The sequence below is a fragment of the Ramlibacter alkalitolerans genome (assembly GCF_016722765.1).
Classification (GTDB): Bacteria; Pseudomonadota; Gammaproteobacteria; order Burkholderiales; family Burkholderiaceae_C; genus Ramlibacter; species Ramlibacter alkalitolerans.
Genome location: NZ_JAEQND010000005.1, coordinates 319385 through 338248, shown reverse-complemented (window position 1 = coordinate 338248; position 18864 = coordinate 319385). Strand labels below are relative to the sequence as shown.

At 66.3% G+C, this 18864-nt stretch carries 16 protein-coding genes; 9 read left to right on the top strand and 7 right to left on the bottom strand.

The genetic code is table 11. The features are described from left to right. The first annotated feature begins 267 nt into the window (after positions 1–267). Positions 268–618, top strand: coding sequence for a DUF1428 domain-containing protein (locus tag JI746_RS10955; RefSeq protein ID WP_201689410.1), 351 nt, complete (start codon positions 268–270; stop codon positions 616–618). An 88-nt stretch (positions 619–706) separates the two neighbouring features. Here JI746_RS10955 and JI746_RS10950 read toward each other — a convergent pair whose 3' ends face one another. The 3 genes from JI746_RS10950 to JI746_RS10940 all read right to left on the bottom strand — a co-directional run bounded on the left by JI746_RS10950 (position 707) and on the right by JI746_RS10940 (position 4401). After that, positions 707–1312 carry a hemerythrin domain-containing protein gene (locus JI746_RS10950; RefSeq protein WP_201689409.1) on the bottom strand — a complete coding sequence of 202 codons (606 nt, stop codon included), beginning with the start codon at positions 1310–1312 and terminating at the stop codon, positions 707–709. A 123-nt stretch (positions 1313–1435) separates the two neighbouring features. Then, the gene (locus JI746_RS10945; protein WP_201689405.1) at positions 1436–2884 is read right to left on the bottom strand and encodes a DUF2075 domain-containing protein; all 1449 of its coding nucleotides are present in this window, start codon (positions 2882–2884) and stop codon (positions 1436–1438) included. Between the two features lie 644 nt (positions 2885–3528). Further along, on the bottom strand, positions 3529–4401 hold the full coding sequence (locus tag JI746_RS10940; RefSeq protein WP_201689403.1) for an HNH endonuclease: 873 nt from the start codon (positions 4399–4401) through the stop codon (positions 3529–3531). Positions 4402–4816: 415 nt separating this feature from the next. On the opposite strand from JI746_RS10940, the gene JI746_RS10935 reads away from it, so the two are divergent. Then, positions 4817–5305: a hypothetical protein gene (locus JI746_RS10935; RefSeq protein WP_201689401.1), complete on the top strand. Its 489-nt coding sequence runs from the start codon at positions 4817–4819 to the stop codon at positions 5303–5305. 288 nt (positions 5306–5593) lie between these two features. Here JI746_RS10935 and JI746_RS10930 read toward each other — a convergent pair whose 3' ends face one another. The 4 genes from JI746_RS10930 to dnaA all read right to left on the bottom strand — a co-directional run bounded on the left by JI746_RS10930 (position 5594) and on the right by dnaA (position 12350). Beyond that, the gene (locus JI746_RS10930) at positions 5594–6598 is read right to left on the bottom strand and encodes a restriction endonuclease (protein ID WP_201689399.1); all 1005 of its coding nucleotides are present in this window, start codon (positions 6596–6598) and stop codon (positions 5594–5596) included. A 144-nt stretch (positions 6599–6742) separates the two neighbouring features. Beyond that, positions 6743–9361, bottom strand: coding sequence for a DNA topoisomerase (ATP-hydrolyzing) subunit B (gene gyrB / locus JI746_RS10925; RefSeq protein WP_201689397.1), 2619 nt, complete (start codon positions 9359–9361; stop codon positions 6743–6745). A 212-nt stretch (positions 9362–9573) separates the two neighbouring features. Beyond that, complete coding sequence (dnaN, locus tag JI746_RS10920) at positions 9574–10680, bottom strand: DNA polymerase III subunit beta (RefSeq protein WP_201689395.1); 1107 nt, start codon at positions 10678–10680, stop codon at positions 9574–9576. 254 nt (positions 10681–10934) lie between these two features. Beyond that, positions 10935–12350: a chromosomal replication initiator protein DnaA gene (gene dnaA, locus JI746_RS10915; RefSeq protein ID WP_201689394.1), complete on the bottom strand. Its 1416-nt coding sequence runs from the start codon at positions 12348–12350 to the stop codon at positions 10935–10937. Positions 12351–12533: 183 nt separating this feature from the next. Here dnaA and rpmH point away from each other — a divergent pair, with 183 nt between their 5' ends. The 7 genes from rpmH to JI746_RS10880 all read left to right on the top strand — a co-directional run bounded on the left by rpmH (position 12534) and on the right by JI746_RS10880 (position 18860). Continuing rightward, positions 12534–12668, top strand: coding sequence for a 50S ribosomal protein L34 (gene rpmH, locus JI746_RS10910; RefSeq protein WP_027101598.1), 135 nt, complete (start codon positions 12534–12536; stop codon positions 12666–12668). Positions 12669–12712: 44 nt separating this feature from the next. Next, a complete protein-coding gene (locus JI746_RS28195; protein ID WP_201689393.1) occupies positions 12713–13414 on the top strand; it encodes a ribonuclease P protein component in 702 nt (233 codons plus the stop codon). A gap of 26 nt (positions 13415–13440) precedes the next feature. Beyond that, positions 13441–13683 (top strand): membrane protein insertion efficiency factor YidD, encoded by a 243-nt coding sequence (gene yidD, locus JI746_RS10900; protein WP_236599769.1) that lies wholly within the window; start codon positions 13441–13443, stop codon positions 13681–13683. After that, the gene (gene yidC, locus JI746_RS10895; RefSeq protein ID WP_201689392.1) at positions 13680–15374 is read left to right on the top strand and encodes a membrane protein insertase YidC; all 1695 of its coding nucleotides are present in this window, start codon (positions 13680–13682) and stop codon (positions 15372–15374) included. Before yidD ends, yidC begins: the two co-directional genes overlap by 4 nt. A gap of 172 nt (positions 15375–15546) precedes the next feature. After that, positions 15547–17178, top strand: coding sequence for a tRNA uridine-5-carboxymethylaminomethyl(34) synthesis GTPase MnmE (gene mnmE / locus JI746_RS10890; protein WP_201689391.1), 1632 nt, complete (start codon positions 15547–15549; stop codon positions 17176–17178). Positions 17179–17387: 209 nt separating this feature from the next. Continuing rightward, positions 17388–17879 carry a Crp/Fnr family transcriptional regulator gene (locus JI746_RS10885; RefSeq protein WP_201689390.1) on the top strand — a complete coding sequence of 164 codons (492 nt, stop codon included), beginning with the start codon at positions 17388–17390 and terminating at the stop codon, positions 17877–17879. Positions 17880–18128: 249 nt separating this feature from the next. Then, positions 18129–18860 (top strand): hypothetical protein, encoded by a 732-nt coding sequence (locus JI746_RS10880; RefSeq protein WP_201689389.1) that lies wholly within the window; start codon positions 18129–18131, stop codon positions 18858–18860. The last annotated feature ends 4 nt before the right edge of the window (positions 18861–18864 follow it).

Sequence of the window (18864 nt, the reverse complement as noted above, 5' to 3'; positions counted from 1 at the left end):
GACACGGTTCGGACCCAGGGGCGCCCCGGAGCGGGGCGGCAGCCTGCATCATGCAAGGTGTAAGCCAATATGCACAATCTTACCGTCGAGCGGGGCCGTGCTTTTTCCGCACTTGCCGCCGCCCGGGTCGCGAGCGGCGCGGGGAAGATCCCCCGAATCCGGGGAAACCCTCCCCGCCGGGCCCGTCGAAAACACCCACTCTCGTTCGTCGTCTGTCTGCGGGCGGCGTCTTTTGCCGCCGCCGCGTCTTTGCCAAGGAGACAACGGATGAACTATGTCGACGGCTATGTCATACCCGTTCCGACCGCCAACCGGGACGCCTACCGGCGCATTGCCGAAACCGGGGCTGCGCTGTTCAAGGAGTTCGGCGCCCTGTCCGTCGTGGAGTGCTGGGGAGACGACGTGCCCGAGGGCAAGCTCACCTCCTTCTCGATGGCCGTGCAGCGCAAGGAGGACGAGTCGGTGGTGTTCTCGTGGATCACCTGGCCCTCGAAGGCGGTGCGCGACGAGGGCATGAAGAAGGTGATGGCGGACCCGCGGATGGAGGCCATGAACCCGATGCCCTTCGACGGCAAGCGGATGATCTTCGGTGGCTTCCAGGTGATCGTCAGCGCCTAGGCGCTGCCAGCATCTGGCGCTGAGCCAGCAGCCGGCCGGCGCGCGCGGAGATCCGCGGTCGGCAGCGGGAGGTGCTGGGGCGGCGGCCTCAGACGCGCAGGGTCAGCGCGCGCCAGGCCGACGTCGAACACTGGAGGGTGCGCGGCGCATGACCGGCCTCCGATGCGATGCGCCGGCGCAGGCTGCGGAAGCGCTCGCCCGCACCGTCAGAAGCCAGCGGGTTGGCCCGGGATGGCGCCGCGTTGCGCGCCGCCGTCCAGTCCACGTCGGTCAGCTCGCGCGCGGCGGCGGGAAGGATCTCCTGCTCCTCGGTCGCGATGTGGCTGCGGTAGTAGACGATGTACGTCGCCGCGGCCGCCTCGATCTGCGCCCGCGGCACCACGGCGTCGACGGCCGCCTCCTCCACCAGCTCGCGCAGGCGCACACCCGACTGGGCGATCACGCGGTGCTCCTGCTGCAGGCGCGCGATGGTCGGCTGCAGTTCGGGGCAGCGCCGCGCCAGCCGCCGGAAGGCTTCGTCCTCGCGCGGATGGTGCACCTGGTCGCTGTAGTCACGCAGGTAGGCCACGATGTCGAGCACCAGTTCGTAATGGGGCGACTCCCCTGCGTACAGGCGGTCCACCTCCTCCTGCAGCAGATCGAGGAGCCGGCCGAAGTAGGCGTGCTCGTCGTGCCATGCCGTGACGGGGTTCATGAGGGGCTCCTGGGGCGAGGGAACATCCAGCATGCGCCTGGCGCAAGGGTGGAGAGTTGATGCGGCTCAACGAAATGAGCTCGGAAAGGCGATGGCGACCCGCGACGCTGTGCCTGCCAGAGATCACTTGCTCGAGGCAGGCACGGCCTGCGTCGAAGCGCATCCATCCGCCTCGTTCGACGCCAGGATCGGGATGCCGATGCTCGCGAGGTAGGTGAACGTCTCGTCGTAGTACGCCGGACTCCGCGTCGGGTCTGCATCGTCCCCTTCCGGCACGACGATGATCATGCCTTGCCGTGCGCGCGTCAGCAGCACGCGATAGGCGTTCTTCAGATGCCTCTGACGTTCCAGCGCGTTGACCCGCTGCCAACGGGAACCCACAAACGAGAAGTGCCCCCACTGGCTGCCAGTGAGCCGCAGGTCGCCGTCCCACACGACGGCCGCCCAATCGAGCTCCAGGCCTTGCACCTGAAATTCGGTCGCCACGTCCTCCAGGTAAAAAGATGATCGGACATCGTCCTTGTCGTGGAGGAACCAGTGGACGGGATCCGCTGGGGCCTTGACATGGATCGCATGGGGGCGAAGGCGGTAGGCCTGCGAGGAAACGACGATGCCATACCGCTGCGAGCCGCGCGCCTGCTGTCGCAACCAATCCTTCGCGCGCGGGACACTGCGGCACAGGATGATCGGATAACGTTCTTTCACCTCGAGCAGAAGTTCCCTGGCTGCCTGCCGGTCTAGATCGAGGATCCGCTTCACGAGGGTGGATACGTTCTCCGCCCGGAACGACCGCATGGACACGGAAAGATGAAGATCCGGATTCGGGCGAACCAGGCAGTGGCGCGCGACGTCGTCGATCATCGCGGCCGACCCGTATTCGCTGTCGCGCAACTGCGGCGAGATGTGTACCTCCCACTTCGGGAAAGAGCGCTCGACCGCCTGCAGCCATCCGGCGATCCCCGCTTCCCCCGTGTTGATCTCCTGGCCCCCTCCCACCAGGCAGATGATCACGGCCCAGTCGTCATGTCTGTCCATGCAGGAGATGAGGAACTCCGGCTCTGACATGGAGAAGCCAGCGCGGTTTTTCTTCCTGAGCATGAACGTGGACGTCTGCTCCAGATTCCATGCGCGTTGCGCTTCATCGAAGACGGCGATGTGATCGCTCGGGGCAGCTTGATCCCTGAGGTACTCATCCCGGAAGTGGTGGACGTTCTGGACGAATGCCCGGACGCGGCTTATCGCCTCGCCCTTGCGAATCAGCCGTCCCGCTTCCTTTTCGCGGCGTACCTGGTCGCGTGCGAGCGCCTCCTGCATCACGCTCACCAAGGGGCCATTCCCGGAGAGGAAGACACTGTGCAACTCGCCCGCCTCTGCGTGCATGGTCGCCACGTTCAGGCCGACGAGAGTCTTGCCCGCACCTGGAACGCCCGTGACGAAGCAGACAGCCTTCCTTTTCTGCGCCTTGCAGGTTGCCACGAGAGCTTCGATGGCCTGGGTCGTTGCGGTGAGATTCTTGTGATCCGCGTCGCGCCGGGATATTTCGGCGACACCGTGGCCGGCGTACAGCGCCATGGCTGCCTCGACGATCGTTGGCGTCGGCTTGTACCTGCCGCCGTCCCATTCCTCCGCGGAGCACGCCGGGAGGAGCCCAGTTCAGCGCTTCCTGAAGCGCACCGGGAAGGGAGTCCTCATTGGCGAAGACCGGCCTGAACACGCCGTCATCGATTGCACTTTTCTCGAGGCGAATGGGACGTCGCTCTGCGCGAGTCGCGACCAGGATGGGGACAAGGACCTTGTCGTGCGATGTCTCGTGGAAGTTCTTGAGATCGAGGGCGTAGTCCCACACCTGATCGCGCGCATGCTCCGCGAAGTGCTTTTCACCGACTTTGAACTCGAGGATGAAAAGCATGCTGCGGATGATGACGACGACGTCGATCCTCCGCCCCAGGCGCGGTACCGCGTATTCGAAGAACACGTTGCCGGCATCGGAGTATGGCGGCAGGATCTGCTTGAGAATCCTGATCTGCTCGTCCCAGGCATGGCCTTGTTGCCCCTCGACCGTGAAGCCGGAAGCACGCGCAAGCGCACCCAGGATCTTTTCCGGGTGCTCAGCGAGGAAGGCGTGAATTGGCGCGGAGTAGAAGGCGCGACTCATGGGGGGCTAGTCTCCACGAGGACCATCTGTGCGTCGAGCACAAGGCGTGTAGCCGCGCCGCCTACGTGGCGCGACGAAGACGTTCGAGTCGCCAGGCGAGCGAAGACTCTTTCGGCGCATGGCGCCTTTCCGGCGGCAACAGGAGACTCCTTCCTCGCAGCGCGACAAATCTCTCGTAATCCGGAACCCGATCGTCCAGGTCCTCACTGACATGCCATCGAAGGTCGGGGCCAGGGGCGATGAGGAACTTGTCCATGGCCCAGTGCATGTCGGGCGTCAAGGCAAGCCCGTTTCGCGGGTCGTCATCGCCAGCTTGAGCGAAGGGATGGATATGCGCCGCCTCCACCATGGCTTCTCCAGTGGGAAGCAGGATGCGCACCCCAGTTGCCGCGCAGCGGTAGTCATACACCTCAGTGACCAGTCGCCGAAACGCGGGGCTGCGAACGTACTCAGGTGGGGCTTGCTCTGTCACGCCGGCGGCGTCGCCTGAACGCAACCTGCGTTCGTAGACACTGGACTGACCGCTTGATGCAGCAACCACGCGGAGTTCCTGAAGTCCTCGATCGAGCCAGTAGGTTGTGACGCTTTCGGCGAGTGCTTCGACGTTGACGGGGTCTTGCAGAAGTTCGAACAGTTCCTGGTCGAGATCGGCGAACGCGATGTTCGCAGTGATGTCCGTGGTGCCCCGAGCGGTGGACATCGCGGCCAGGACGGCCTCGCGTCCCGGCAGCGGCGAGAGATGCCAGAAGCTTGCGTCACCACCACGTAGCCGACCGGCCAGGTGGAAGAAGGGGAAATACGGGTTCGGGTGATCCCCGGGAGCCCGCACCGCGGCAAACAACGTGTTGTATCGCTCCAGCAGCGGGGGAGCGAAGAGGATGCGGTTTTGCTTCAAAGCACCGGCCCGGGCGAGGTCGAGCACCGCGAGCAGCATGCATACTTTGTGCGGGCTCGTTCGGCCTGCGCTTCGATTCACGACGAGGCGACTGAGCTTGACCTGGTACTCGGTGAGCCCCATTGGAGGATCGTGCCGCGTGGAGAGAAACTGCGCCGGATTAGAGCACGTCGCGCAAGTTCTGCCTGGGTTCTCGATCGGTCACCCGTGCTCGCCTGCACCAGCCGATGGTCTTCGAGCCTTTCGACGTACGAGTTCGAGGACGATCGTGGCACCTTCTATCCCTCCCATCTCCGGGCATGTCCGCGGTTGCATCCAGTATCAATCAACCACCGCCTGTCCCCGCCTGAACGCGCCTCGTCGCGCGGAACACGCCGTCGTGTCCTTTCCGCGACCGATCGATTGACCTGTGCACCGCGCGGCGGAATCCTGTCGATTCCCAGGAGGACGAAACATGAACAGCAAGGCATGGGCAGTGACGGCAGCATTGGTCGCGACGAGCGCGGCGCAGGCGACGTGCTACAGCGTGCACCGCGCGGACGGCACCCTCATTCTCGAGACTTCCACCGCGCCGGTGAATCTGACCATGCCGCTGGGCGATACGGTGCCGGACAAGTTCGGGCCAGGGACGTTCATGACCATGTCGGACCTCGGTGTGTTCTGCAAGCAGCGGCGCGGCGCCCCGGCGGCTCAGAAGGTGGCTGCGGCCGCCGCGCCGGTGAAGAAGCACGCGGAGGTGAAGGCGCAAGCGCCGATCGAACATCAGCCGTCGGACGAGGAGTTCCTGGCGTTGAAGCCGGAGGAAGTGGCAGCGGTCACGCCGGTGCAGGCCGTTGATGTGACGAGAGAGCAGCCGCCGCAAGGGAACTTCGACGGTGAGAAGGAAGAACACCAGATTGACGCCCGGGAGGCGACAAGGAAGGTCGGCGCGCAGCAGGAGTAGCGAAGAGGAAAGATGCGCTCCAGCGCGGAGAGCCTGGCTTGGCTGACCCCGCGCGGGCGGTCAGCTGCGTCTGGCTCGGTCCCTTGGATTGCGGGCGGATCGCAGGATCCGGCCGATGCTGGCAGGCGTGAGGAGAGGCCGTCCGATCGGGCACGGATACTTGCATACCTTGTATCTGCGGCTTACTCGCATAGCGAGTAAGCGTCAGCGATCAGGATATCGGATTGGCGCCGAATAGTTGCGATCAGCGGGTCCGCGGAGCCGACCGCCCAGCGTCACCGAATGAGCCTATACAGGCCAGTACAGCTTCCGAAGGGGAATCAGACGCTGCATATCGATGTCCATACGCTCATAGTGCTCCAGCAAGGCCTTGACGAGGTCATCCATGTCCAGAAGCGTCACCGGGATGCGGCCTCTCTCGGCCTCATAGCGCGCATCCTTGGTAAAGCCGCCCGTACTGACATAGAGACCTTTATCGTTTTCATGTCGGCCTCCGAGGAAGCTGCGGATCTCACGCGAACTCATGGCTGCCGTCCGATGTTTTACCTCGACAACGATGCGCGGGTCCTCGAATCCAAAGCCATCCGGCGAGGCGACGATGTCCTTGCCGCGGTCAGAGCCGCTGGGTGAGATGCGTGTTTTGTAGCCCATCGCCCGAAGCAGGCCGGCAACAAGATCCTGCATGTCTTCCCAGTCAAGTTGGCTGACCTTGTCTTTGATGAACTCGAACGCTTTGGCTTGAATGTCCTTGTAGAGGTCGTCGACGCCTTCATCCGCAACTGCCGCCCTCCGAGCGGCGGAAGGAGCTTCGGGCTGACTAATCAACAACCTTTCGATTTCTGCCGCCGCGTCGGGCGGGATGACGAAAAGTGTTGAGATGGCGCCCAGACTGTTGCGCGCCGCGACCGACAGCTGATCGCGAGCGACTCGTCCTCTCCATTTAACGCGACGTAGGTTTGGTTGCTCCGACGAGAGCTCAACGGCGTACTCGTAGTTGCCTGTCACGGTGCCGACCAGGTAGGCGCGCTCCGCGGGGTTGTATGTCACCACGGCGTCCCCGACCTTGATCTCCCGGACGAAGCGGAACGCTTGCCCAGCGGCCCCGGGTATCCATGCCTTCTTGGCTTCCGGGTACGACCGCTCGACCTGCCGCACAAACTCCTCGCGCGTGCGCAGGGCGGTCATATCGCCCATCTCCTGCCAACCGATGCTGACTAGACTCTCACGCTCGAAATCTTCGATGCGCCAAGCACGCTCTCCGGCTCTGACCATCCACATCGTCGGTGTCGCCATTCTCGCTCCCAGAGCGTATATCTAGGAAGTGGACCAGTTACCTGCAAATCGCTCCGCCGGCTACACCACCAGGCAGATTGCTTCTCTTCATGTCCGGTGGGTACTTGTGACGCGTCAAGGTGACACCGGTCGTACCGCCCCGCCCTACACGTCGATATTCGCCGCCCTCAACGCATTCGTCTCGATGAAGTCCCTCCGCGGCTCCACCTCATCGCCCATCAGCATCGTGAACACCTTGTCCGCCTCGATCGCATCCTCGATCTGCACGCGCAGCAAGCGACGGACGTTCGGATCCATCGTCGTCTCCCACAGCTGCTCGGGATTCATCTCCCCCAGCCCCTTGTAGCGCTGGCGCGAGGTCGTCCGCTCGGCTTCCGCGATCAGCCACTTCATCGCGGTGCGGAAGTCGCCGACCTTCTCCTCCTTGGCCTTCTCGCCCTCGCCGCGGATCGCGCGCGCGCCCTCCGCCAGCAGGCCGCGGAACGTGTCCGCCGCTTCGGCCAGTGCCTTGTAGTCGGCACCGTGCACGAAGTCCTGCGTGATCACCGAAGACTTGATGTTGCCGTGATGCCGGCGTGAGATCCGCAGGATCGGCTTGTCGGTGCGCGCATCGAACTCGCCCGCCACTTCGGCCGGAGCCGCATTGGTCAGTCGATCCAGTTCCTGCAGCTTCTCCTGCAGCTTCACCGCGCTCGCCTCGGCCTCGGTCACCGTGTCCAGGTTCAGCGCGACGCCGTCGGCGATCGCGCGCAGGCCCTCGGCGTCCATGAAGCCGGACAGGCGATCGATCACGCGTTCGGCCGCCTGGTGCTTGCGCGCCAGTTCCGCCAGCGTCTCGCCCTGCAGCACGGTGGGGTTGGCGCCACCCGTGTCCACCTTCGCGCCCTGCAGCGCGATGCGCAGCAGGAAGCCATCGAGCTCGGTGCCGTCCTTCAGGTACAGCTCCTCCTTGCCCGCCTTCACCTTGTACAGCGGCGGCTGCGCGATGTAGATGTGGCCGCGCTCCACCAGCTCGGGCATCTGGCGATAGAAGAACGTGAGCAGCAGCGTGCGGATGTGCGCGCCGTCGACGTCGGCGTCGGTCATGATGATGATGCGGTGGTAGCGCAGCTTCGCCACGTCGAAGTCGTCGACGCCGCTCTTGCCCGATTCGACGGCGGCCTTGCCGATGCCGGTACCCAGCGCCGTGATCAGCGTGACGATCTCGTTGGAGGTCAGCAGCTTCTCGTAGCGCGCCTTCTCCACGTTCAGGATCTTGCCGCGCAGCGGCAGGATGGCCTGGAACTTCCGGTCGCGCCCCTGCTTGGCGCTGCCGCCGGCGGAGTCGCCCTCCACGATGTAGATCTCGCAAAGGGCGGGGTCCTTCTCCTGGCAGTCGGCCAGCTTGCCGGGCAGGCCCATGCCATCGAGCACGCCCTTGCGGCGCGTCATCTCGCGCGCCTTGCGCGCGGCCTCGCGGGCGCGTGCGGCCTCGACGATCTTGCCGACGATGATCTTGGCGTCGTTGGGCCGCTCCTGCAGGAACTCGCCCAGCTTGTTGGCCACCACGTCCTCGACCGGGCCGCGCACCTCGCTGGAGACCAGCTTGTCCTTGGTCTGGCTGGAGAACTTGGGCTCGGGCACCTTCACGCTCAGCACGCAGGTCAGGCCCTCGCGCATGTCGTCGCCGGAGATTTCGACCTTGGCCTTCTTGGCCAGCTCGTTCTCCTCGATGTACTTGTTGATCACGCGCGTCATCGCGGCGCGGAAGCCCGTGAGGTGCGTGCCGCCATCGCGCTGCGGGATGTTGTTGGTGAAGCAGAGGACCTGTTCGTTGTAGCCGCTGTTCCACTGCATGGAGACTTCCACGCCGATCATCGTGCCCTGGTCGCTCTGCTTCTCGCCCATCGCCGTGAAGGCATTGGGGTGCAGGACCTGCTTGCCCTTGTTGATGAAGTCGACGAAGCCCTTGACGCCGCCGGCGCCGGCGAAGTCGTCTTCCTTGCCGCTGCGCTCGTCGAGCAGGCGGATGCGCACGCCGTTGTTCAGAAAGCTCAGTTCGCGCAGCCGCTTGGACAGGATCTCGTAGTGGAAGTCGGCGTTTTCCTTGAAGATCTCGGCGTCGGGCAGGAAGTGCACCTCGGTGCCGCGCTTGTCGGTCTCACCCAGGATGTGCATCGGGCGGATCAGCACCGGCTCGCGGGTGACCGGGTCCTGCTCCTCGTGCACCTCGCCGGTGAGCGTGGGCACGCCGCGGCAGAACTCCAGCACGTGGACCTTGCCTTCGCGGCGCACCGTCACGCGCAGCATCTTCGACAGCGCGTTGACGCAGCTCACGCCCACGCCGTGCAGGCCGCCGGAGACCTTGTAGCTGTTCTGGTTGAACTTGCCGCCGGCGTGCAGCTCGGTCAGCGCGATCTCGGTGGCGCTGCGCTTGGGCTCGTGCTTGTCGTCCCACTTGATGCCGGTGGGGATGCCGCGGCCGTTGTCGACGACCGAAATCGAGTTGTCGGTGTGGATGGTGACGACGATGTCGTCGCAGTGGCCGGCCAGGGCCTCGTCGATGGAGTTGTCGACCACCTCGAACACCAGGTGGTGCAGGCCGGTGCCGTCGGAGGTGTCGCCGATGTACATGCCCGGGCGCTTGCGCACCGCTTCCAGGCCTTCCAGGATCTGGATCGAGCTGGCGCCGTAGTCGCCGAGCCCGGCGGGCGGCACGGCCGGCTGGCCGTTGGACGCGGAGTCGCCGTTGCCCGGGAGGGCGGGGGTTTGATCTTGGGCCATAAGCTGCTTTGTCTTGCTTTCCTGTGATCCCGGCGGAGGCCGGGATCGTCCCCGTCATTCCCGCGAAGGCGGGAATCCAGGGCTTCCGGGGAGGTTCACGCGCTGCGCGCGTGCCCTGGGCCCCCGCCTGCGCGGGGGTGACGGTGTGGGGAGAGCCGGGGTTCCGGCGCTTCGCGCGTCACCACCAGCCTGCGGACACCGCCAGGCGTGCTTCAGATGCGCATCGGCATCACCACATATTTGAAGCTCTGGTTCTCGGGGATCGTGATCAGCGCGCTGCTGTTCGCGTCCGCCAGTTCCATCTTCACCATGTCCTGGTCCATGTTCGCCAGCGCGTCGATCAGGTAGGTGACGTTGAAGCCGATCTCGATCGCCTCGCCGCCGTAGTCGATGTCGAGTTCGTCCACCGCCTCTTCCTGCTCCGCGTTGTTGCTGGCCACGCGCAGGGTGCCGCCATCGAGGTTCAGGCGCACGCCCTTGAACTTCTCGGAGGTGAGGATCGCGGTGCGCTGCAGGCTGGCCAGCAGCGGCGCGCGGCCGAGGGTGACGGCGTTCTTGTGATTCTTCGGGATCACGCGGTTGTAGTCGGGGAACTTGCCCTCGACCAGCTTGGTCACGAATTCCATGCCGCCGAAGGCGAACTTGGCCTGGTTGTTGGCGAACTGCATCTCGATGGCGCCCTCGGCATCCGACAGCAGGCGCTGCAGTTCCAGCACCGTCTTGCGCGGCAGGATCACTTCCTGGCGGGGCACTTCGACGTCGAGCGTGGCGCTGGCGTAGGCGAGGCGGTGGCCGTCGGTGGCCACCAGCGAGAGCTGCTTGCCCTCGGCCACGAACAGGATGCCATTGAGGTAGTAGCGGATGTCGTGCACCGCCATCGCGAAGGAGACCTGGTTCAGCAGGTCCTTCAGTGTCTTCTGCGGCACCGAGAACACCGGGCCGAAGCTCGGGGCTTCCTGCACCAGCGGGAAGTCCTCGGCCGGCAGCGTCTGCAGCGTGAAGCGGCTCTTCCCGCCCTTCATGATCACCTTGTTCTGGTTCGACTCGATCGTGACCGTCTGGTCGCTGGGCATGGTGCGCAGGATGTCGATCAGCTTGCGGGCGCCGATGGTGGTCGTGTAGCTGCCGGCGTCGCCGTCCATGTCCGCGGTGGTGCGGATCTGGATCTCGAGGTCGCTGGTGGTGAACTGGATGTCCTTGCCGGTCTTGCGCAGGAGCACGTTGGCCAGGATGGGCAGCGTGTGCCGTTTTTCCACGATGCCAGCCACCGACTGCAGCACCGAGAGCAGTTTTTCTTGCGTTGCCTTCAGGACAATCATGTCTTCCTCTGTTCGTGATTCAGTTCTGGTCTTCGGCGGTGGCCGGAAATACGTATTTTCGCCTGTTTTGACGCGGGCTTACCGGGGGTTGGCAGGGGGGGAGCGTCATTCCCGCGCCTCTTCCCGCGTCATTCCCGCGAAGGCGGGAATCCAGGGCTTGCGGGGGCTGCTTCACGCGCTGCGCGCGTGCTCTGGGCCCCCGCCCGCGCGGGGGTGACGGACAACGACCTGCCAGACGCCGACCCCTCTCCCCATCATCCCTTCAGCGTCTGCTCCAGCACGTGCAGCTGCTGGTTCAACTCCGTCAGCTGCTGCCGCTCCGCCGAGATCTTGCGCACCGCATGCAGCACCGTCGTGTGGTCGCGGCCGCCGAACAGCTCGCCGATCTCCGGCAGGCTCTTCTGCGTCAATTCCTTGGCCAGGTACATCGCGATCTGGCGCGGGCGGGCGATCGAGGCCGGGCGCTTCTTCGAGTACATGTCGGCGACCTTGATCTTGTAGTAGTCGGCCACCGTCTTCTGGATGTTCTCCACGCTGATCTGCCGGTTCTGGATCGACAGCAGGTCGCGCAGGGCCTCGCGCGCCAAGGCGATCGAGATCTCCTTCTGGTTGAAGCGCGAATAGGCCAGGATCTTGCGCAGCGCGCCTTCGAGCTCGCGCACGTTGGAGCGCACGTTCTTGGCCACGAAGAAGGCGACTTCCTCGGGCATCTCGGCGTTTTCCTGCCGGGCCTTGTTGATCAGGATGGCCACGCGCATTTCCAGCTCGGGCGGCTCGATGGCCACCGTGAGGCCGGAATCGAAGCGCGAGATCAGGCGTTCGTGGATGTCCGCCAGGCCCTTGGGATAGGTGTCCGACGTCATCACGATGTGGCTCTTCTTGGCCAGCAGGGCCTCGAAGGCGTTGAAGAACTCCTCCTGGGTGCGGTCCTTGTTGGCGAAGAACTGCACGTCATCTATCAACAGGAGATCCAGCGAGTGGTATTTGTCCTTGAATTCGTCGAAGGTCTTGCGCTGGTAGGCCTTCACGACGTCGGAAACGAACTGCTCCGCATGGATGTAGAGCACCTTGGACTGCGGCCGGTCGGCCAGCAGGCGGTTGCCCACCGCATGCACCAGGTGCGTCTTGCCCAGGCCCACGCCGCCGTAGATGAACAGGGGGTTGTAGAGCTGCCCGGGGGTGCCGGCGACGTGCATCGCGGCCGCCCGCGCCATGCGGTTGGCGGTGCCTTCGACCAGGTTGTCGAAGGTCAGGGCGGTGTTCAGGCGGGTCTTGAAGGCGGACGAAGCGGCGTCTTCCTCGATGTCCGTGGGCTCCGCGACGGGTGCATTGGCGGCCACCACGGACGGCGTGGAGTAAGTCCTGGTGCTGTTTTCGCGCTGAGTGATCGCTAACTCAAGTTGCACCGGCTGGCCATACAGCTTCTCGAGCACGGCGCTGATGCGGCCGGCGTACTGGGCGCGGATCCAGTCGAGCTTGAAGCGGTTGGCCACGTGCAGCGTGACCTTGGAGAAATCCTCGGAGACCTGCGCCGCGAGCGGCTTGATCCAGGTGTTGAACTGCTGTTCCGGGAGGTCCTGCGCGAGCTGTTCCACGCATGCCTGCCAGAGGCTGTCACCGGCCTCCAGACTGGGTGCGGCCGCCAGCCTGCTGTATTGCCCCTCGCTCATGTTGCCCCGTCGCTCCTGTGGATTAGTTTTCGCGCACGAAACAGGGCATTCTAGGGCGTCTACACCTTATCCACAAAGCCGCCCCCGCATGGCCCGACAGTCCGCATGCAGGGTCTTGACATGCCCGTTGATTGCCGGGGGCACCCGTTTCTGCGAGAATGCCGGGTTTCCCCGAGAACCAACATGAAACGCACCTACCAGCCTTCCAAAGTGCGCCGCGCGCGAACCCACGGTTTCCTCGTTCGCATGAAGACGCGTGGCGGCCGTGCCGTCATCAACGCCCGCCGCGCCAAGGGGCGCAAGCGCCTGGCCGTCTGAGCGGCCTGCCAAGAGCAGAGCGCCAGAGCCTGCGCCTGCCTGCCGTGCAGCGGCTGAAGAACCGGGCACAGTACGAGGCAGCGATGGCAGGCGGCACCGTCTCCCGGACGCCCCACTTCGTGCTGCACCGCGCGCCGCTGGCCGCGTCGTCCGATCCCTCGCAGGCCCCCGCTTCCACCACCGGCGCCACTGGCGCCGGTCCCGTGTCTGAAGAATCCAGGGCGAGGCCTCGCCGCGCGAAAGTGCTGTTCCCGGTCGTCGACGACACCTGGATGGGCGCCGTCGTGCCGAAGCGCTGGGCGAAACGGGCGGTCACGCGCAACGGCATCCGGCGCCAGATCTACGACGTGAGCGAATCCTTCGCCGCGCGCCTGCCTGCGGCCGCCCACGTGGTGCGGCTGCGGACGGACTTCGCCCGCAAGCAATTCCCCAGCGCCTGGTCCGAGGCGCTGAAATCCGCCGTGCGCGGGGAATTGCTGCAGCTGTTCGAAAGGGTCGCGGCGAGAGCCGTCACCCTCGCGTCGCCCTCCGTCACCCCCGCGCAGGCGGGGGCCCAGAGCGGCCGCGCAGCGGCCGTGGATCCCCGCCTGCGCGGGGATGACGGAGTAGCGCACGGGGATGACGGAGTAGCGCACGGGGATGACGGAGTAGCGCACGGGGATGACGGAGTAGCGCACGCGGATGACGAACCAGCGCGCGCGGATGACGAAACAGCGCGCGCGGATTCCGAAAGGAAGGCGCCGTGACCCCGAATCCCATCCAGCGCGCCCTCATGGGCCTCGTCCGGGGCTACCGCCTCCTGCTCTCGCCCTGGCTCGGCTCCTCCTGCCGCTTCACGCCCACCTGCTCCGCCTACGCCCTGCAGGCGCTGCAGGAACATGGCGCCGCCGCCGGCTCCTATCTCACGCTGGCCCGCATCGCCCGCTGCCACCCCTTGTGCGCCGGCGGCCACGACCCGGTCCCGCAAGCGAAGCCGCAAATCTTCGCCTTCCTCCATCAGAAGAAACTTCCATGACCGACATCCGCCGCACCATCCTCTGGGTGATCTTCGGCTTCTCCCTCGTCATGCTGTGGGACCAGTGGCAGGTCTACAACGGCAAGCCGGCGACCTTCTTCCCCTCGGCCAAGCAGACCGCCACCGCGCCCAAGGGGCCCGCCACCGCGACGCCGCCCACCGCCGGTGCGTCCGCCGTGCCGGGCGCGGCCGTCGCCACGGCGCCGTCCGCGGTGCCCGGCACGACCGCGCCGGCCGCCTCCGCCGCGCCGCGCGAGCGCATCACGGTCAAGACCGACCTGATGGATGTGGTCTTCGACACCGAAGGCGCGACCATCGTGCAGACCGACTTCCCCAAGCTGGCGGGCGACAAGCCGGGCATCCCCTTCGTGCTGCTGGAGCAGGGGCCCGAGCGCGTGTACGTGGCGCAGAGCGGCCTGATCGGCGGCGACTTCCCGACGCACAAGACGGTGATGACGGCGACGCCCGGCGAGCGCGTGATGAAGGACGGCCAGAACGAACTCGCGATCCGCTTCGAGTCGCCGGTGCAGGGCGGCGTCAAGCTGGCCAAGACCTATACCTTCCATCGCGGCCAGTACGACATCGACGTGAAGCACGAGGTGATCAACGCCGGCAGCGCGCCGGTGTCGCCGCAGCTGTACCTGCAGCTCGTGCGCGATGGCAACAAGCTGCCCGGGCAGTCGTCCTTCTATTCCACCTTCACCGGACCCGCCGTGTACACGCACGAGGAGAAGTTCCACAAGGTGGAGTTCAGCGACATCGAGAAGGGCAAGGCGGAGGTGCCGAAGGCCGCGAACGACGGCTACATCGCCATGGTGCAGCACTACTTCGCCAGCGCCTGGATCCTGGCCGACGGCGTCAAGCGCGACTACTTCGTGCGCAAGGTCGACAACAACCTGTATTCGGCCGGCGCGATCGCCACCGTGCCGCCGGTGCCGCCCGGCATGCAGCAGGTGGTGAACGCGCGCTTCTTCGCCGGCCCGCAGGAAGAGAAGATGCTGGAGCACGTCTACCCGGGCCTGGACCTGGTGAAGGACTACGGCTGGCTCACCATCCTGGCCAAGCCGCTGTACTGGCTGCTGTCCAAGCTGCACTCCTTCATCGGCAACTGGGGCTTCGCCATCATGGCGCTGGTGCTGCTGATCAAGATCGCCTTCTACTGGCTGCAGGCCAAGGGCTACGAGAGCATGGCCAAGATGAAGGCCATCAACCCGAAGGTGATGCAGCTGCGCGAGCGCTACAAGGACAACCCGCAGCAGATGCAGCAGGAGATGATGCGCATCTACCGCGAGGAGAAGGTCAACCCGATCGGGGGCTGCCTGCCGATCTTCATCCAGATCCCGGTGTTCATCGCGCTGTACTGGGTGCTGCTGTCGTCGGTGGAAATGCGCGGCGCGCCCTGGATCGGCTGGATCCACGACCTGGCGCAGCCCGACCCGTACTTCATCCTGCCGGTGGTGATGACGCTGTCGACCATGCTGCAGACGGCGCTGAACCCGGTGCCGCCGGACCCGATGCAGGCCAAGATGATGTGGTTCATGCCGCTGATCTTCTCGGTGATGTTCTTCTTCTTCCCGGCCGGCCTGGTGCTGTACTGGATCACCAACAACGTGCTGTCGATCGCGCAGCAGTGGTTGATCAACACCCGCATGGGCGTGCCGCCGGAGTTCAACTTGCCGAAGTTCAAGTGACGCCGCGTCGTCCCCGCGCAGGCGGGGATCCAGGCAAGGGCCGCTTCGCGGCCCTTTTCCTGCGCGTTCCGTGTAGGCTGGCGGTGACGCGCGTCAGCGCCGAAACCCCAGCGCTGGGGTTCGCGCGCTGCGCGGCTCACCACCAGCCTACGAAACCCCGCAACGCGCCCCCATGCTCGCCCGCCTCGACCAGCCCATCGCCGCCATCGCCACCGCCCCCGGCCGCGGCGCGGTGGGCATCGTGCGCGTGTCGGCGAAGGACGTGCGTGCCGTCATCGATGCGGTCTGCGGCCGCGCCCTGAAGCCGCGCGAAGCGACCTACCTCGCCTTCCGCGCGGCCGACGGCAGCGCCATCGACCAGGGCCTCGCCATCCACTTCCCCGCCCCGCATTCCTACACCGGCGAGGACGTGCTGGAGTTGCAGGCGCACGGGGGGCCGGTGGTGCTGCAACTGCTGCTCGCGCGCTGCCTGCAAGCGGGTGCGTCCATCCAGCTGCGCGTCGCCGAGCCGGGCGAATTCACCCAGCGCGCCTTCCTGAACGGCAAACTCGACCTGGCGCAGGCCGAGGCCATCGCGGACCTGATCGATGCGAGCACGGAGGCCGCCGCGCGCAGCGCCACGCGCTCGCTGGCCGGCGAGTTCTCGCGCGAGATCCATGCGCTGCGCGACGCGCTGATCGACCTGCGCATGCTGGTGGAAGCGACGCTCGATTTCCCGGAGGAGGAGATCGACTTCCTGCAGAAGGCCGACGCGCAGGGCCAGCTCGATCGCATCCAGTCCAACCTGGCGCGCGTGATGCAGCGCGCGCAGCAAGGCGCGCTGCTGCGCGAGGGCATCAACGTCGTGATCGCGGGGCAGCCGAACGCGGGCAAGAGCTCCCTGCTCAATGCGCTGGCGGGCGCGGAGCTGGCGATCGTCACGCCCGTTCCCGGCACCACCCGCGACGTCGTGCGCCAGACGATCCAGATCGAAGGCGTGCCGCTGCACGTGGTGGACACGGCGGGCCTGCGCGAAGGCGCGGACCAGGTGGAGCAGATCGGGATCGAACGCGCCTGGGGCCAGATCGAGAAGGCCGACGCGGTGGTGTTCCTGCACGACCTCACGCGCGCCGACGCGCCGGAGTACCGCGCCGCCGACGCGGCGATCGCGGCGAAGTTGCCGGGCGACGTGCCGGTGGTGGATGTGTGGAACAAGGTCGATGCGGTCGCCGCCTCCTCCGTCATTCCCGCGCCCTCCTCCGTTACCGCTGCGCCCTCCCCCGTTACCGCGGCGACCTCCTCCGTCATCCCCGCTCCCCCCTCCGTCATCCCCGCGCAGGCGGGGATCCAGAGCAGCGAAGCGCCAGGGCGGAAGCCCTGGATTCCCGCCTCCGCGGGAATGACGCTTTTGGCCTCCCCGGCTACGGTGCTTTCCACCCCCTCGCCTACGGCCCCTTCCGCACCCTCGGCGCCGACGCTCCCCGCCCCCGCAGGACTGACGCTCTCCGCCCCCGCAGGACTGACGCTCTCCGCCCGAACCGGCGAAGGCCTCGACGCTCTCCGCAAGAAGCTCCTCGAACTCGCCGGCTGGCAGTCCGCGCCCGAAGGCGTGTTCATCGCGCGCGAGCGCCACCTGCACGCGCTGCGCCGTGTCGACGCGCACCTGATGGACGCCGCCGCGCAGCTCGCACGCGCGGCGCAGGCGCTCGACCTGCTGGCCGAGGAGCTGCGGCTGGCGCAGAACGCGCTCTCGGAGATCACCGGCGAGTTCACGGCCGACGACCTGCTCGGCGTGATCTTCAGCCGCTTCTGCATCGGCAAGTAGCGCGGCGCGCCGCGTAGTACGAACTTCGCCAGGGGGGCGCGCGCCCCACCCTGTCATTTCTGACAGCGCGCACCGTTCGGAGGTGCACGCGCGCCGCCTGTCCGCGCCAAGCACGGAAGGCCCGTTACAGGGCCGGCGCGCGCCGTATCTCGTGTAATGCACAGTTAACAACGCTGTTCACGCAGCGCGCTGGCGTTTACCTTGACGGCATGAACGCGCCACTTCCCAACCCGCTCCACTTCGACGTGCAGGGCCTCGAGCAGGCGACCGCGCGCAACCACACGGCAGACGGATTCCGGCCGCAGCTCAATGCGAAGCAGTGGGAAATGCTGGGCACGTACCTGCAGCCGTTCGCAGTGCGCCAGGGCCAGGTGCTGATCGAGCAGAACGCCAGCGATCGCACGGTGTACCTGGTGGAGTCCGGCGCGCTCACCGTGCACTACGAGGACGACAAGGGCCGGCTGCGCCTGGCCAGCGTCGAGGGCGGTTCGGCGGTCGGCGAGGGCGCGTTCTTCACCCGCAACCCGCGCACCGCCACCGTGCAGGCCGCCAGCGCATGCAAGCTGTGGTCGCTGACGCCGATCCGCTTCACCGAACTCACCAACCGGCAACCGGCGCTGGCACTGGAGATCGCGATGGCGCTCGGCTCGCTCGTGTCACGGCGGCTCGCCAACCGGCCCAAGCGAGTGGCGGTCACCTGAAGGCGGCACCCGCCTGTCCCCCGAACAACGACGTCCATCCCCCGCCGCGTGCACTGCGGCGCGGTGTGACAAAAGCCCAGCCACGGCGCGCGCACTCTCCCTACACTCGGATCGCGGCGCCACTCCACACATTTCATTCAAAGCAGCCGCAGGAAGTCCCTCATGTCCCTCTTCAGCTGGTTCTTGCCCGGCCAAAAAAAGAAGCACGGGGCACGCGCCTCCCTTCTGCCGGACTCCGGCTTCTCGCGCATGGACTCCACCAAGCCCGTGAGCGGCGCGCCGCATCACAACCATGCATCGAACCCGGGCCACGGCTCGCAGCGCAAGCACGATCGCATGGCGCACCGCGAGCAGCTCTATGCGGTGGTGCGCGAGGCCATGGTGCGCGCCGGCGTGCTGTCTTCCAGCTACAAGTTCAAGGTGCTGTCGCTCGACACGCACGGCAAGCAGTTCATGGTGATGGTCGACCTGGCGCAGGGTGCCGTGAACGACGGCGTGCGCATGGCCGAGGTCGAGGCCATGATCGCGCAATCGGCGCGCGCCAAATACGACATCCTGGTGCCCGCGGTGTACTGGCGCGCGAGCGAGCACGTCGCGGTGGGCGATCCGCAGCGCGTGCCCGCCGTGTCGCAACCGGCGCCGCTCATGCCCGAGGCCGCGCAACGGCGCGTGCACTCGCGGCCCGCCCCGCTGTCTTCGGCTTCGCGGCCCGCACCGCTCGAACGCGTCTCGCGTCCGGCCCCGCTGGAGCGCATCTCGCGCCCGGCGCCCATGGAGCCGCTGCAGGCCGACGAAGTGGCCGCCTTCCAGAAGGCGCTGGATGCCGGCCTGCGCGGCGAAAAGGCGCTGGCGGCTGCGCAGACGGGCGCGCGCGAGCAGAACTACACCCTGCTGACCGGGTTCGAAGACACCGAGATGGCGCCGCAGGCCGGTGGCCCGGATTCGGAGTTGAGCGGCACGCAATACGGCGCGCTGCGCTGAGGTC

Bases quoted from the DNA above. Each gene is read 5' to 3' on its own strand.
- dnaA (WP_201689394.1), bottom strand. From the start codon at position 12,350: ATGAGCGAGGGGCAATACAGCAGGCTGGCGGCCGCACCCAGTCTGGAG.
- mnmE (WP_201689391.1), top strand. From the start codon at position 15,547: ATGCTCGCCCGCCTCGACCAGCCCATCGCCGCCATCGCCACCGCCCCC.
- JI746_RS10930 (WP_201689399.1), bottom strand. From the start codon at position 6,598: ATGGCGACACCGACGATGTGGATGGTCAGAGCCGGAGAGCGTGCTTGG.
- yidD (WP_236599769.1), top strand. From the start codon at position 13,441: ATGGGCCTCGTCCGGGGCTACCGCCTCCTGCTCTCGCCCTGGCTCGGC.
- JI746_RS10935 (WP_201689401.1), top strand. From the start codon at position 4,817: ATGAACAGCAAGGCATGGGCAGTGACGGCAGCATTGGTCGCGACGAGC.
- JI746_RS10940 (WP_201689403.1), bottom strand. From the start codon at position 4,401: ATGCTGCTCGCGGTGCTCGACCTCGCCCGGGCCGGTGCTTTGAAGCAA.
- rpmH (WP_027101598.1), top strand. From the start codon at position 12,534: ATGAAACGCACCTACCAGCCTTCCAAAGTGCGCCGCGCGCGAACCCAC.
- JI746_RS10955 (WP_201689410.1), top strand. From the start codon at position 268: ATGAACTATGTCGACGGCTATGTCATACCCGTTCCGACCGCCAACCGG.
- JI746_RS10880 (WP_201689389.1), top strand. From the start codon at position 18,129: ATGGACTCCACCAAGCCCGTGAGCGGCGCGCCGCATCACAACCATGCA.
- yidC (WP_201689392.1), top strand. From the start codon at position 13,680: ATGACCGACATCCGCCGCACCATCCTCTGGGTGATCTTCGGCTTCTCC.
- JI746_RS10950 (WP_201689409.1), bottom strand. From the start codon at position 1,312: ATGAACCCCGTCACGGCATGGCACGACGAGCACGCCTACTTCGGCCGG.
- gyrB (WP_201689397.1), bottom strand. From the start codon at position 9,361: ATGGCCCAAGATCAAACCCCCGCCCTCCCGGGCAACGGCGACTCCGCG.
- dnaN (WP_201689395.1), bottom strand. From the start codon at position 10,680: ATGATTGTCCTGAAGGCAACGCAAGAAAAACTGCTCTCGGTGCTGCAG.
- JI746_RS10885 (WP_201689390.1), top strand. From the start codon at position 17,388: ATGAACGCGCCACTTCCCAACCCGCTCCACTTCGACGTGCAGGGCCTC.
- JI746_RS10945 (WP_201689405.1), bottom strand. From the start codon at position 2,884: ATGGCGCTGTACGCCGGCCACGGTGTCGCCGAAATATCCCGGCGCGAC.